At 58.4% G+C, this 13,377-nt stretch carries 15 protein-coding genes; 1 reads left to right on the top strand and 14 read right to left on the bottom strand.

Annotated features, from left to right (window positions below; all coding sequences use genetic code 11):
* Positions 1-25 precede the first annotated feature (25 nt).
* Positions 26-1,267 carry an NlpB/DapX family lipoprotein gene (gene bamC, locus HNQ50_RS04730; RefSeq protein WP_184098153.1) on the top strand — a complete coding sequence of 414 codons (1,242 nt, stop codon included), beginning with the start codon at positions 26-28 and terminating at the stop codon, positions 1,265-1,267.
* Positions 1,268-1,332: 65 nt separating this feature from the next.
* On the opposite strand, the gene HNQ50_RS04725 is transcribed toward bamC, so the two are convergent.
* The 14 genes from HNQ50_RS04725 to HNQ50_RS04660 form a co-directional block, all read right to left on the bottom strand.
* Positions 1,333-1,836, bottom strand: coding sequence for a phosphatidylglycerophosphatase A family protein (locus HNQ50_RS04725; protein WP_184098151.1), 504 nt, complete (start codon positions 1,834-1,836; stop codon positions 1,333-1,335).
* 60 nt (positions 1,837-1,896) lie between these two features.
* Positions 1,897-2,868: a thiamine-phosphate kinase gene (thiL, locus tag HNQ50_RS04720; RefSeq protein ID WP_184098149.1), complete on the bottom strand. Its 972-nt coding sequence runs from the start codon at positions 2,866-2,868 to the stop codon at positions 1,897-1,899.
* 13 nt (positions 2,869-2,881) lie between these two features.
* Positions 2,882-3,373 (bottom strand): transcription antitermination factor NusB, encoded by a 492-nt coding sequence (nusB, locus tag HNQ50_RS04715; protein WP_184098147.1) that lies wholly within the window; start codon positions 3,371-3,373, stop codon positions 2,882-2,884.
* Positions 3,370-3,843, bottom strand: a complete 474-nt coding sequence (gene ribH / locus HNQ50_RS04710; protein ID WP_184098145.1) for a 6,7-dimethyl-8-ribityllumazine synthase — start codon at positions 3,841-3,843, stop codon at positions 3,370-3,372. The genes nusB and ribH overlap by 4 nt, the downstream gene beginning before the upstream one ends.
* A gap of 40 nt (positions 3,844-3,883) precedes the next feature.
* The gene (ribBA, locus tag HNQ50_RS04705; protein WP_184098143.1) at positions 3,884-4,993 is read right to left on the bottom strand and encodes a bifunctional 3,4-dihydroxy-2-butanone-4-phosphate synthase/GTP cyclohydrolase II; all 1,110 of its coding nucleotides are present in this window, start codon (positions 4,991-4,993) and stop codon (positions 3,884-3,886) included.
* Positions 4,994-5,605 (bottom strand): riboflavin synthase, encoded by a 612-nt coding sequence (locus HNQ50_RS04700; RefSeq protein ID WP_184098141.1) that lies wholly within the window; start codon positions 5,603-5,605, stop codon positions 4,994-4,996.
* Positions 5,606-5,785: a YfgJ family double zinc ribbon protein gene (locus HNQ50_RS04695; protein WP_221303012.1), complete on the bottom strand. Its 180-nt coding sequence runs from the start codon at positions 5,783-5,785 to the stop codon at positions 5,606-5,608.
* Between the two features lie 4 nt (positions 5,786-5,789).
* Positions 5,790-6,902 (bottom strand): bifunctional diaminohydroxyphosphoribosylaminopyrimidine deaminase/5-amino-6-(5-phosphoribosylamino)uracil reductase RibD, encoded by a 1,113-nt coding sequence (gene ribD / locus HNQ50_RS04690; RefSeq protein ID WP_184098137.1) that lies wholly within the window; start codon positions 6,900-6,902, stop codon positions 5,790-5,792.
* A complete protein-coding gene (gene nrdR / locus HNQ50_RS04685) occupies positions 6,899-7,360 on the bottom strand; it encodes a transcriptional regulator NrdR (protein ID WP_184098135.1) in 462 nt (153 codons plus the stop codon). The genes ribD and nrdR overlap by 4 nt, the downstream gene beginning before the upstream one ends.
* Before the next feature lie 204 nt (positions 7,361-7,564).
* Positions 7,565-8,812, bottom strand: coding sequence for a serine hydroxymethyltransferase (gene glyA, locus HNQ50_RS04680; RefSeq protein WP_184098133.1), 1,248 nt, complete (start codon positions 8,810-8,812; stop codon positions 7,565-7,567).
* Positions 8,813-9,960: 1,148 nt separating this feature from the next.
* Positions 9,961-10,515 (bottom strand): hypoxanthine-guanine phosphoribosyltransferase, encoded by a 555-nt coding sequence (locus HNQ50_RS04675; RefSeq protein ID WP_184098131.1) that lies wholly within the window; start codon positions 10,513-10,515, stop codon positions 9,961-9,963.
* Between the two features lie 14 nt (positions 10,516-10,529).
* On the bottom strand, positions 10,530-11,078 hold the full coding sequence (locus HNQ50_RS04670) for an adenine phosphoribosyltransferase (RefSeq protein WP_184098129.1): 549 nt from the start codon (positions 11,076-11,078) through the stop codon (positions 10,530-10,532).
* Positions 11,079-11,099: 21 nt separating this feature from the next.
* Positions 11,100-12,392 carry an NCS2 family permease gene (locus tag HNQ50_RS04665; protein WP_184098127.1) on the bottom strand — a complete coding sequence of 431 codons (1,293 nt, stop codon included), beginning with the start codon at positions 12,390-12,392 and terminating at the stop codon, positions 11,100-11,102.
* A gap of 222 nt (positions 12,393-12,614) precedes the next feature.
* Complete coding sequence (locus HNQ50_RS04660; protein WP_221303010.1) at positions 12,615-13,184, bottom strand: TMEM165/GDT1 family protein; 570 nt, start codon at positions 13,182-13,184, stop codon at positions 12,615-12,617.
* Positions 13,185-13,377: the final 193 nt, after the last annotated feature.

The following is a 13,377-nucleotide window of genomic DNA, read 5'->3' as shown; positions in this document are numbered from 1 at the left end:
CAATTACCCGACACAGAATCCGCTCATGAAAAACGTGTTTCGTTTGATCCCCCTTGTTGCCGTACTGGCGGCAGCGGGTTGCACCTCCGTTGACCAGATGCCGTTCCAGAGCAAGGTTGATTACCGCTCCGGTAGCGATAACCTGTCGAGCAATTCGCTGGAAGTCCCGCCTGATCTGAGCTCGCCCAATACGACCAACAATTTTGTCGTGCCGGGCAAAACCCTGGCTGGCACTACGCCGGCCAAGGCGCCTGTCGCAACCGCACCAGTAGCCGTTGCTGCTTCGGGTACCGCCGCAGCGGCCAGCACGACCGCCCCGGTAGCGACAGATGAAGCCGCCATTGCCAAAGCGTCCACACTGCCCGCCAATCAAGCTGCCCGCCTGGTGCAGGCAGGTTCGCAACGCTGGCTGGTTGTCCAGGGTGACCCCGCCAAGCTGTGGCCGGAAATTCGCCAGTTCTGGCTGGATAACGGCTTTCTGCTGACAACCGACAACTCGTCGATCGGCATCATGGAAACCGACTGGCAAGAAAACCGCGCCAATCTGCCGCAAGATATTGTGACCCGCATGCTGCGCAAGATTGCGGACGGCGTTGTTTCTACCGGCCTGCTGGATCGCTTCCGCACTCGCGTGGAACAAGGCACTGAGCCTGGCACCGTCGAGATTTACCTGACCCATCAGGGCATGAAGGAAGTCTACAAAGACAACGGCAGTGATAGCCCGCGCACTGGCGGCGGCGCAGGTGGCGACACCAATGTGCAAACCGTGTGGACTCCGCGTGACGAAGATCCGGAGCTGGAAGCCCAGATGCTGGCGCTGATGCTGCAGAAGTTCGGCATGCCGACACAGCAAGCCCAACAGGTTGTGGCTGCCCCGGTGAAGGTACCTGATGGCGCAACGCTGACCGAGAACAACACCGCGCTGAGCGTGAACGACACATATGACCGTGCATGGCGTCGCGTTGGCCTGGCTCTGGATCGTACCGGTTATGTTGTGTTCGATCGCAACCGTTCTGAGGGTGTGTACTTCGTGAAGCAGGCCGAGGCCGACATCGGCAAGGAAGAAACCAGCGACGGCTTCATGAACAAACTGGCTTTCTGGAAGAAGAAGCCGGACAACTCCGTGGCCAAGCAGTCCGAATTCCAGGTGGTTCTCAAGCAAGAACTGAACACCATCAAGGTGACGGTCATCGGCAAAGAGGGTCAGGCTGCCGACGGCAAAGTGGTCTATGACATCCTCTCCAAGCTGCAAACCCAGCTCAAGTAAGCGCGGGTGTGCTGCAATAAAAAACGGGCCAGTTGGCCCGTTTTTTTATTGCACTCCCCACCTGCCTACGCGTGGCCCAGCATCATCTGCGCCACCAAAAGCACAATCACCGCATAAAAAGCCGCGACGATGTCGTCCACCATGACGCCAAGCCCACCCGGCACTTTGGCGTCAAACCAGCGGATCGGCCAGGGCTTCCAGATATCAAACAGCCGAAAAGCGGCAAATGCGGCGAGCCACCACCAGAAGTTGAGCGGCACCACCAGCAAGACCAGCCACATGGCCACGATCTCATCGATGACAATGGCGCCGTGATCATGCACGCCCAGGTCATGACCCGTTTTGCTGGCAGCCCACCAACCAATCACGAACACCAGCGCGGTGATCGACAGAATAAATATGGGCGGCCACAGATACAGCATGGCTGCAAACAGTGGAATCGCGGCCAAAGAGCCAAACGTGCCCGGTGCTTTGGGTGCAACACCACTGCCAAACCCTAGCGCAATAAAATGTGCTGGATGACTGAAACAAAAACGCCAGTCTGCCGGGACCGTTCCACTTTTTCCCATGGATAACCTTCAGTAACTCGTGAAATTTCAGAGATGGCCATTCGGTGCTGACACGTGGATTCACGCGCCAAAATGGTCAAATGCGCCCTGCCCGAAATCCAGCGTCGCACCGGTGTCATCCACCAGTTGCACCGGCCGGGCCCCCACCTGCGGCGCGAGCATACGGCCGACCCGGGTCAAGGGCAAGCCGCATTGTTCACCAAGTCGGGCAATGGCATCGCGCTGAGCGACAGGGGCACAAAAGCACAGTTCGTATTCGTCGCCCCCGGTAAGGGCAAACTTTTGTTGCAATGAAAGGGGGAGCACCGCGAGCGCAGGATCGATCGGCAATTGGCTGGCCACCAGTTCCGCACGCAAGTCCGAGCGCGCGCAAATATGCGCCAGGTCTCCGACAATGCCATCCGACAAATCAAGACAGGCGCTAGCCAGATGACGCAGCGCACGGCCCAGAGCCACCCGCGGCGTGGGCAGTTCCAGCCGGTCCTGGCAACGGGCCAGTGCCTCTTCGGCCAGTGACAACGCCTCCACCCGGTGGGCAACTGCGGCGGCGGCGGCGCCCAACACACCCGACACCCAGACATCATCTTCCGCGCCGGCTGCGCCGCGGGTTAATGCGGTGCCGCTTTCAACTTCGCCGGCAATCTGGATGCTGATGGTGAGGGGGCCGCGCGTCGTGTCGCCACCAACCAGTTCAACCTGGTGTTCCGCCGCAAGGGCAAACATCCCCTGACTGAATGCAGCCAGCCAGGCCGGATTGGCCTCAGGCAAGGCCAGCGCCAGGGTAAACCAGCGCGGCGCCGCGCCCATGGCTGCCATATCCGAGAGGTTGACCGCCAGCGCTTTATAACCCAGTCGCCACGGATCAACATCGGCAAAGAAATGCCGGCCACTGACCAGCATATCGACCGAAATCGCCAATTGAAAACCGGGCTGAGGGGTGAACAAAGCGGCATCATCCCCGATCCCCAGATCCGCAACGACGGGCTGGGTGGACGGGTTGAAATACCGCTTGATCAGGTCGAACTCGTTCACTGCCGTGGTTAACTCAGCGTGCGCGTTTGGCGCGGATGGCTTCCACTTCAACCGGGCGCACGACAGCGGCCAGTTTATCCAGGACACCGTTCACAAAACGGTGGCCATCAGTGCCGCCAAAGGTTTTGGCCAGTTCGATCGCTTCGTTGATGATGACTGGATATGGGGTTTCTGGCATATTGATGATTTCTTGCGCGCCCACAAACAGAATGGCGCGCTCAACCGGGCTGACTTCTTCAAAGTCACGATCCACGTGCGGTTTCAAGGCCTCAGTCAGCGCAGCATTGCTCTGAATGCCCCCCACCAGAATAGACTTGAACAAGCCTTCATCCGCCTTCACGAAATACGGGCTGCTTTCTTTCAGGAAACGCTCGATGGCCGGGATGGATTCACCGGTCAGTTGCCATTGATACAGACCCTGCATGGCAAATTCGCGCGAACGGCGGCGGGCAGATTTGGGCGGCTTTTTCGGTGCATCGGTGCCGGGCTGGTTGACTTCGCTCATGCTCGCAACGCCTTTTGCAGATTAGCCATTTCCACGGCAACGCGGGCCGCATCCGTGCCCTTTTCCTGCACGCGCACTTCGGCTTGCTCGTCAGTCTCGGTCGTCAGAATGGCATTGGCAATGGGAATGCCGGCATCCAGGCCAATACGGGTGACACCCGCGCCAGATTCATTGGAAACCAGTTCAAAGTGATAGGTTTCGCCGCGGATCACGGCACCCAGTGCGATCAGCGCATCGTACTGGTCCGACTCGGCCAGGGATTGCAGCACCAGCGGAATTTCCAGCGCGCCGGGCACAGTGGTCAGCAGCAGGTCTTCGTCCTGGACGCCTAGTTTTTTGAGTTCAGTCAGGCAAGCATCACGCAGGCCTTCGCACACCGGTGTATTGAAACGCGCCATCACGATGGCAATACGCAGCCCTTCCCCGTTCAGGTTGGGGGCAATAAATGGAATCGACGGATTGATCGACATGTCGAGGTATTCCTTGGTCAGGTTATCTGTTTTATTTCGTTTATTTCTCTGCACAACGCGGCAGTTCGAAACCGGTAATTTCCAGCCCGAACCCGGTCATACTCGGGATTTTGCGTTCCGGGCTGAGCAAGCGCATCTTGCCCACACCCAGCGATTTGAGCATTTGCGCGCCTATGCCGTAGGTACGCATATCCCACTTGCGCACTTGCTCAAGCTTGAGTTCCGGCAGCGCCCGCGCCAGCAGATCGTTCCCGTCTTCGGTTCGGTGCAACAGAATCATCACGCCGCTGTCCGCTTTGGCAATGGCGTCCAGTGACTCGCGCACATTCCAGGAATGACCGGAATGCGAGAGATCAAGCCAGTCGATCAGCGATGCCGGTTCGTGCACGCGCACCAGCGTTTCCGTGTCGGGCGACGGCGTACCCTTCACCAGCGCCAGATGCGTGGTTTCGGTCAGCTTGTCGCGAAACACCGCCAGTTCAAAATCGCCGGCAAAGGTTTCCACGGTGCGACGACCTTTGCACTCAATCAGCGTTTCTGTCTGACTGCGATAATGGATCAGGTCAGCAATGGTGCCGATCTTGATGTCATGCTCGGCGGCAAACGCCAGCAGTTCTGGCAGGCGCGCCATGGTGCCATCATCGTTCATGATTTCGCAGATGACGGAGGCTGGCGACAAGCCGCCCAGCATGGCCAGATCAGAACCAGCCTCGGTATGGCCAGCGCGCACCAGCACGCCACCGGGCTGCGCCAGCAGCGGGAACACATGTCCCGGCGACACCAGATCACCCGGCTTGGCGTCAAAGGCAACCGCTTTGCGGATGGTCAGCGCGCGATCATGGGCCGAGATACCGGTGCTGACACCTTCGGCCGCTTCAATCGATACTGTGAAGTTGGTGCCATGACTGGAGCCGTTGTTGTTCACCATCAGCGGCAGCGCCAGTTGCTGGCAACGCTCGGCAGAGAGTGTCAGGCAGATCAGACCACGGCCGTATTTGGCCATGAAATTGATGGCTTCCGGTGTGACGTAATCTGCGGCGAGCACGAGATCACCCTCGTTCTCGCGGTCTTCTTCGTCCACCAGAATGACCATTTTGCCGGCACGGATGTCGGCAATGATGTCTTTGATCGGGGAAATGCTGGCGGCCATTTATGCTTGCTCCAGCGCCATCATGCGTTCTACATACCGGGCGATCAGGTCGATTTCCAGATTGACCTTGTCGCCGGCCTTGATGCCACCCAGCGTTGTCACCGACAAGGTGTGCGGGATCAGGTTGATGGAGAACCGGCAACCGCCAGCTACGTCGTTCACGTAGTTAGTCGTCAGCGAAACGCCATTCACGACCACCGAGCCTTTCACGGCCAGATACCTGGCCAGACTCTGTGGGGCCTCTACGATCAGTTCGCGGTTATCACCCACCGGCTCAAAGCTCACCACCGTACCCACACCGTCCACATGGCCCGACACCAGGTGGCCGCCAACGCGGTCTGAAAGGCGCATGGCCTTTTCCAGATTGACCTTGCCACCCTGCTGCGCCAGACCCACGGTCACACCCAGCGATTCGTTGGATACATCAATACGATAACGATGACCTTCGGCAATTTCGATCACGGTCATGCATGCGCCGTTGTGAGAAATACTGTCGCCCAATGCCACATCCGACATATCCAGTTCAGGCGCAGCGACCGTCAGCGTCAGGCCGCCTTCAAACGGGGTAATCTTTTCAATCGTGCCAACGGCTTGAACAATACCGGTAAACATTCAGTGGTTTTCCTTGCTTTGGGCGGCCAGTAACGCAGCGGCAGCTTCACGCACGCGCGTTTTTGATTTGAGTTCGTTACAGCTATTGCAGAAATAGTCGCGAGCGCCGCAGGCCACCAGTTCTTCCAGCGGCTTGCCACAATCCGGGCACAGCATGACGGGGTTTTGGCTATCGGACATCTCGCTACTCCTGCGTGACAAATAGAGCCGAATCGGTGAATCGCAAGTCCCAGCGCAGATCATCGCCCACCATCCGCCGCTCTTTCACCACCGGCGCGTGCTTGTTGGCCAGATCATCCAGTTCCAGCCAGGCGGTACCGCGCGCGGAATCGCCAATCAAGACAGGGGCCTGATACAGGACCAACTCATCGACCAGCCCCGCCCGCAACAAGGCACCATTCAGGCTGGCACCGGCTTCAGTGGTGACTTCGTTACAGCCGCGCCGGCCCAGTTCATGCAGCAAGGCCCCCATATCAACCTGCCCTGCCGCATCGGCACAGACAAGGACTTCCGCTCCTGCATTGACGAGCGCACTGGCCCGGCTTTCCTCAGCATAGGCCGTGGCAATGAGCACGCCGGGACTTTGCAGCATCCTGGCGGTAGGTGGCATGCGTAAACGGCTATCGACCACCACCCGCAGCAACGGCCGGCCAATATCGATATCCCGGGAGGTTAGTTGGGCATCATCCGCCAGGACAGTACCAATGCCGGTCAGCATGGCGCTGGAACGCGCGCGCAAGCGCTGCACGTCAGCACGGGCTTGCGGGCCGGTGATCCATTGCGACTGGCCGTTTTGCAGCGCGGTGCGCCCATCCAGCGACGTCGCCACCTTGAGCCGCAACCAGGGCCGTTGCCGGATCATCCGGCTCAGAAAACCCCGGTGATGTTCGGCCGCTTCTTTGGCCAGCAAGCCGTGTGCAACATCAACGCCCGCCGCCCGCAAACGGGCCAGCCCCTGACCGGCCACTAGCGGATTGGGGTCACGCAACGCGGCCACTACCCGTGTAACACCGGCGTTGACCAACGCATCTGCGCACGGCGGAGTGCGGCCATGGTGGCTGCAGGGTTCAAGCGTGACATACGCGGTGGCACCCGCGGCCCGTTCGCCAGCCATGCGCAGTGCCATGATTTCTGCATGGGCCTGCCCAGCCGGCTGGCTATGACCTTCACCGACCACCTCGCCGTCTCGCACCAGCACACAACCCACACTGGGATTGGGCGGCGCGTAATACTGCCCACGCGCCGCTTGCGTCAGCGCACGTTGCATGTAGACGAGGTCTTCGGCAGACCAGTTCACGGCTGTGCCTTGTGGTCGACTTCGCGAATTACGTCACGGAAATCATCAAGATCAGAGAAGGAACGATAAACAGAGGCAAAGCGGATGTACGCCACCTTGTCCAGCCGCGCCAGTTCGCCCATCACCATCTCGCCAATCTGACGGGACATGATTTCGCGCTCACCCACTGTGAGGACTTTCTGGATGATGCGGCTGATCGCTTCGTCGACCAGATGCGTTGGCACCGGCCGCTTGTGCAGCGCCCGATGAAAACTGGTGCGGATTTTTTCGCGGTCGAATTCGGCACGCTGGCCGTTCTGCTTGACCACCTGCGGCATGCGCACTTCGGCGGTTTCAAAGGTCGTAAAGCGTTTATCGCAGACGGCACAACGGCGGCGACGGCGAACCACGTCACCTTCATCGGACACCCGGCTATCGACAACCTGGGTATCGGGGGAACCACAAAATGGACACTTCACTCGAAGCCTCCGGCAAAGATCAGGCCCGGATCGGGCAAAAACAACCAGTCAGTAGGCAAACTGCTGCTGGTTGAACGCGCAGCGTATTGTGACTGATTAATCAAAGATCATGAAACAGCAAAGGGTGGAGCAATGCCCCACCCTGTCTGCTTTGCCAGCCCAGGCGCACCAGACGATGCACCCAAGCCGGAGCTAACGCATTGATTACGCGCCGTAAACCGGGAACTGTGCAGTCAGGGCTTTCACCTTTTCTGCCACGGTCGCCAGATTGGCTTCATCGTTCGGGTTATCCAGCACGTCAGCGATCAGGTGAGCCACCTGAACAGCTTCGGCCTCCTTGAAACCACGCGTGGTGATGGCCGGGCTACCAATACGGATACCGGAAGTCACGAACGGGCTTTCCGGATCATTCGGAATAGCGTTCTTGTTGACGGTGATGTGCGCCTTGCCCAATACCGCGTCAGCCGCCTTGCCGGTCAGACCCTTGGGACGCAGATCGACCAGGAACACATGCGACTCGGTACGGCCAGAGATAATGCGCAGACCACGTTCAGCCAGAGTGGTAGCCATGGCTTGGGCATTCTTGATCACCTGGGCCTGGTATTCCTTGAACTCGGGGGTCAGCGCTTCCTTGAACGCCACGGCCTTGCCGGCGATGACGTGCATCAGCGGGCCGCCTTGCAGCGTCGGGAACACGTTGGAGTTCAGCATCTTTTCGTGTTCAGCCTTGGCCAGAATGATGCCGCCACGCGGACCGCGCAGGGTCTTGTGGGTGGTCGATGTCACGAAGTCAGCGTGCGGCACCGGGTTCGGGTACACACCAGCGGCCACGAGACCGGCGTAGTGCGCCATGTCTACCATGAAGTACGCGCCAACCTTCTTGGCGATCTCTGCCATGCGGGCCCAGTCAAAACGCAGGGCATAAGCCGAAGCGCCACCGATGATCAGCTTGGGCCTGGCTTCGATGGCGATGCGTTCCATCTCGTCGTAATCGATCTCTTCTTTCTCGTTCAGACCGTAAGGCACGATCTTGAACAGCTTGCCCGACAGGTTGGCCGGCGAGCCGTGAGTCAGGTGACCACCGTGACCCAGGTTCATGCCCATGACGGTATCGCCCGGCTTGAGGATGGAGAAATACACCGCCTGGTTGGCTTGCGAGCCGGAATGTGGCTGCACGTTGGCGTATTCAGCGCCGAACAGTTCTTTCACACGATCAATGGCCAGTTGCTCAACCACGTCTACATATTCGCAACCACCATAGAAACGCTTGCCGGGATAACCCTCAGCGTACTTGTTGGTCAATTGCGAGCCTTGGGCTTCCATGACGGCCGGGCTGGTGTAGTTTTCAGAGGCGATCAGCTCGATATGTTCGTGCTGACGAACTACTTCGCCGGCCATGGCTGCGGCAAGTGCGGGGTCGTACTGGGCAATGGTCAGGGATCGGGAGAACATCGTGACAAGTCCAGGTGAGTCAGAAGAATCCGGGATTTTATCATGGTTCATGTGGTTTATTACCTGGATATGAAGGCAAATCTTCGCGAACGCTCGGCAACTTGCGCATGGGGGGATGAGCGGGATCCATGGGAGGGGTGGGTGCCTGGCGGCGGGAGTGGGTTGCTGTGGGTGTTGGTATGTGGAGATTGTGATCTACCATTGGTTGGCTTTAAAAGCCTGACAGGAGGATGCCTTTAGGCCCCGACAATCATCCACCACTGCAATGCAGTGTTAGCGCCTTCGGCGCGGTTGTGAACAGCATTTGATACCGGCGGTGGCCGGAGCACGTCACTTTCTTTGCTTCGCCAAAGAAAGTAACCAAAGAAAGGCGACCCCAGCCGGGCGGCCCTCCGGGCTGCCCTCGGTTGGTCGGGAGCCTGGGTCTCCCTCCACTCCTTCGGCGCTGGGCTTTGATGGGGGAAGAAAGTCAAAAGCAACCCCAACTTCAACGGCAACGGCAACGGCAACGGCAACGGCCAAATCATCCAGGTGCGGGTTGTGTAGGGTGGATTCGGAGCGCAGCGACAATCCACCGCAAGCAGCCCGTTGGGCTGCGGACTGGATTCCTGCTTTCGCAGGAATGACGAGGTGGTGGGCAAGATGAACCATTCTTGCGAACAGATGGTTTGCGGGGTTAGGTTGGGTTAGGTTAGGTTGGGTTGGGTTGGGTTGGGTTGGCTTTGGCTTTGGCTTTGGCTCTAGATGTTGTCGTTGTTTTTGACCGGCCTCCCCTCCGGCAGCGCCGAGCATCGCAGCGAAGTCCGGGGTTTCGGCGTAAGGGTGTTTGAGGCCAAAGGCCGAGTTCCCTGGAGCCAGCCGGACTTCGCGAGAAGCGCAGGGAACCCGAAGGGCGCTGTCGCAGGGGTCGCCTTTCTTTGGTTACTTTCTTTGGCGAAGCAAAGAAAGTAACGTGCTCCGGCCACCGCCGGCATCCAAAACAACCGCGCCACAGGCGCTAACACCCAAGCATCGCAACGGTGGATTGTCGCCACAACCCCAATCCACCCTACATACCCGCCCGGCCCCCCATACCCCCAAAAAACACAAAACCCGGCCAAAAGACCGGGTTCCGCCAAAAGCCACGCACTGCCAAGTGCAAAGGCTACTTACAGCCCCTTCACCGCATAGATACACAAGGTATTGCGCCAATACCCCTGGTAATCCATCCCGCAACCAAACAGGAACCGGTCTTCAACCTCAAGACCAACAAAGTCAGCCGTTACGCCAGGCGCTTTGCGGTCGTGCTTTTTATCGACCAGCACGGCCACCTTCACTTCTTTGGCGCCACGCTTCAGACAATCTTCAATCACGGCAGCCAGGGTGTGGCCTTCGTCCAGAATGTCATCAATGATCAGGATAGTGCGGCCTTTCATGTCGTCACGCGGCGGCACCAGCCAGTTGATCTGGCCGCCGCTGGTTTCATGACGATAACGGCTGGCATGCAGGTAAGAGCACTCCAACGGGAAACGCAGCTTGGGCAACAAGTGGCCCGAGACAATCAGGCCACCGTTCATGATCGTATACACAATCGGATTGCTGCTGGACATGGCGTCCGTAATGCGCGCAGCCATGCGCTCGATCGCGGCAATGACCTCCTGTTCGGTATGCAGGCAGTCTGCGTTGTCGATGATGGTGTTGGCTGCAGGTAGTTCAAGCGTCACGGTCGATACCCCGATCAATGTCCGGCAAAATCACAAATGGTAAACAGCGGCAAACCCTGATCCCGGATCAGTTTGGAGCCGCCCAGTTCTGGCAGATCGACAATCGCAGCGCCCTCCACGACGGTTGCACCCAGGCGATGCAGCAAGTTGTACGCCGCCAGCATGGTGCCGCCGGTGGCGACCAGATCATCAATCAGCAAGACCCGATCACCTGGCTTGCAGGCATCGGTATGGATTTCGACCGTAGCCGAACCGTATTCCAGTTCATATTCTTCTGCCACGGTCAGATAGGGGAGCTTGCCTTTCTTGCGGATTGGCACGAACCCCAGATTCAGCTCATAAGCCACCACGGCCCCCAGGATGAACCCACGCGCATCGACGCCCGCCACCACATCCAGTTGGGCGTCCATGTAACGATGGACAAACGTATCGACCAGCACCCGGAACAACTTGGGGTCTTGCAGCAGCGGCGTGATGTCGCGAAACATCACCCCGGGTTGCGGCCAGTCTGGCACGGTACGGATATGCGACTGGATATAGTCGGCGTAAAGCGGTTCATTCATCCTGGAAAACCTTGAAGTGGATCAGCCAAAGAAGGCAAATTTCACCAGCCACAACAGTGCAATCACCACCACAGCAGGCGACAGATCACGCACACGGCCAGCCAGCAACTTGATGGCGACGTAGCTGATAAAGCCGATCGCAATACCATCTGCGATCGAATACGTAAACGGAATGGCCAGCGCGGTCATGACAGCGGGCGCCGATTCGGTCAGGTCATTCCATTCAATTTCTGCCAGGCCACGTGCCATCAGTACGGCGACATAGCACAAGGCCGGGGCGGTAGCGAAAGCCGGTACCGAGTTGGCCAGCGGCGCAAACACCAGCGACACCAGAAACAGAATCGCAACAACCACTGCGGTCAAACCAGTGCGGCCACCCACGGCAGTGCCGGCTGCAGATTCAATATAAGCAGTGGTGGACGAGGTGCCCAGTACAGAACCGACCACGATGGCAGAGCTATCAGCCATCAGGGCGCGCTTCAGGCGCGGCAGCTTGCCGTCTTTGTCGAGCAAACCAGCACGGTGCGACACGCCAATCAGCGTACCCGTGGTGTCGAACAGATCAACAAAGAAGAACACAAAGATCACGCCCAACAGACCGGCGTTGAGCGCACCACGCAAATCCATCTGCAGAAAGGTCGGCGCGATCGACGGCGGCGCGGACATCACGCCCTGGAACTTGGACAGACCCAACAGCACAGACACCACAGTCACGGCCAGAATGGCGATGATGATGGAGCCCGGAATACGGCGGTATTCCAGCGCCACGATCAGGAAGAAACCAACAACGGCCAGCAGCGTGGTCGGGGCGTGGATGTTACCCAGTGTGACCAGGGTTGCCGGCGAAGCCACCACCACACCCGCGCTCTTCAGTGCGATGAGCGCCAGGAAAATACCGACACCGGCAGAAATAGCCAGCTTGAGCGAATGCGGGATCGCGTTCACGATGGCTTCCCGCACCTTGAACAGGCTCACCACGAGGAAAATGATGCCGGAGATAAACACCGCACCCAGCGCCACTTGCCAGGGCACACCCATGCCCTTGCAGACGGTAAAGGTGAAATAGGCGTTCAGGCCCATACCCGGTGCCAGCGCGATCGGGTAATTGGCGACCAGCCCCATCACCAGCGAGCCCGTTGCTGCGGCAATACACGTCGCGACGAACACGGCGTTGAAATCCATCCCTGTAATGGACAGGATGGAAGGATTGACGAAGATGATGTACGCCATCGTCAAAAAGGTGGTGAAGCCTGCCAGAACTTCGGTCCGGACATCGGTACCATGTTCCTTGAGCTTGAAGAACGCTTCGAGCATCTCTTATTCCCCGGTTTGAAATTATCCTGACTACTTGGTTTGTTGCGTTGAAAACGCTGATTGAATAATGGTTTATAGCGCCAGCCGGGCCGTGTTTGCCAGTCGGGCTGCCATCCCATTTTTTTATTGCTTTCGGTTTCTCCGATGCCTAAAGCCAGGTCAGTGCAAGATCAACAACTTGTCCGGCGCATGCGTTGTGCGCCAGATCAAAAAACCGTGGGGCTAACTGCCTGCGCCAGCCAGCGCCAGCACGCCCATCAGGGCGAAAATCGCGGCGGCGACAAAGCGGACGTATCGCAAGATGTGCATCCGGGCGCTGATCCAGTTGCCGATAAAGACCGCCGGCACATCCGCCAGCAACATACCCAGCGTGGTGCCAGCAACCACTTGCCACAACGGTTGGTATTTAACCGCAAGGGCAATCGTGGCAATTTGCGTTTTATCGCCCATTTCAGCAAGAAAAAACGTCATGGCTGTCGCGATAAACGCGCCATGTGCCTTGATGGGGCTCTCGCCCTCTTCGTATTGATCCGGGATCAGCGCCCAGGCCGCAATGGCCAGAAAGCCAATGCCGACCACCCAGCGCAGGACTTCGTGCGAAATGAAGCCGGCCAGCAACACGCCGATCCAGCCCGCAGCAAAGTGATTGAAAATGGTGGCCGCGAAAATGCCCGCAACGATAGGCAGCGGTTTGCGAAAGCGCGCGGCCAGCACCAGTGCCAGAAGCTGGGTTTTATCCCCCATTTCAGCAATGGCAACTACGCCGGTAGAGACGAGAAATGCGTCGATCATCTGTTGTGTCTATTCAGTACTGCGCTTGTGGTGCGCGTGATTTACCGCCTGCAACAGCAACAAAGCCGCTGGCAAATCCCTCATAAAGACCCCTACTGCGCCTTGAAACGGATTTGCGAGCGACTCTTGTTTCTGCCGCGATCAACGGAAAATACTTTCCTGAAGACCAAAAGGTGCGCAGTTTACTCCCGCG

The sequence above is a fragment of the Silvimonas terrae genome, assembly GCF_014202765.1.
Classification (GTDB): domain Bacteria; phylum Pseudomonadota; class Gammaproteobacteria; order Burkholderiales; family Chitinibacteraceae; genus Silvimonas; species Silvimonas terrae.
Note: the sequence above shows the minus strand (reverse complement) of the source record. Positions and strands in the feature narration are given on the sequence as shown.

Bases quoted from the DNA above. Each gene is read 5' to 3' on its own strand.
- bamC (WP_184098153.1), top strand. From the start codon at position 26: ATGAAAAACGTGTTTCGTTTGATCCCCCTTGTTGCCGTACTGGCGGCA.
- HNQ50_RS04725 (WP_184098151.1), bottom strand. From the start codon at position 1,836: ATGGGAAAAAGTGGAACGGTCCCGGCAGACTGGCGTTTTTGTTTCAGT.
- nusB (WP_184098147.1), bottom strand. From the start codon at position 3,373: ATGAGCGAAGTCAACCAGCCCGGCACCGATGCACCGAAAAAGCCGCCC.
- ribH (WP_184098145.1), bottom strand. From the start codon at position 3,843: ATGTCGATCAATCCGTCGATTCCATTTATTGCCCCCAACCTGAACGGG.
- ribBA (WP_184098143.1), bottom strand. From the start codon at position 4,993: ATGGCCGCCAGCATTTCCCCGATCAAAGACATCATTGCCGACATCCGT.
- HNQ50_RS04700 (WP_184098141.1), bottom strand. From the start codon at position 5,605: ATGTTTACCGGTATTGTTCAAGCCGTTGGCACGATTGAAAAGATTACC.
- HNQ50_RS04695 (WP_221303012.1), bottom strand. From the start codon at position 5,785: ATGTCCGATAGCCAAAACCCCGTCATGCTGTGCCCGGATTGTGGCAAG.
- glyA (WP_184098133.1), bottom strand. From the start codon at position 8,812: ATGTTCTCCCGATCCCTGACCATTGCCCAGTACGACCCCGCACTTGCC.
- HNQ50_RS04670 (WP_184098129.1), bottom strand. From the start codon at position 11,078: ATGAATGAACCGCTTTACGCCGACTATATCCAGTCGCATATCCGTACC.
- HNQ50_RS04665 (WP_184098127.1), bottom strand. From the start codon at position 12,392: ATGCTCGAAGCGTTCTTCAAGCTCAAGGAACATGGTACCGATGTCCGG.
- HNQ50_RS04660 (WP_221303010.1), bottom strand. From the start codon at position 13,184: ATGATCGACGCATTTCTCGTCTCTACCGGCGTAGTTGCCATTGCTGAA.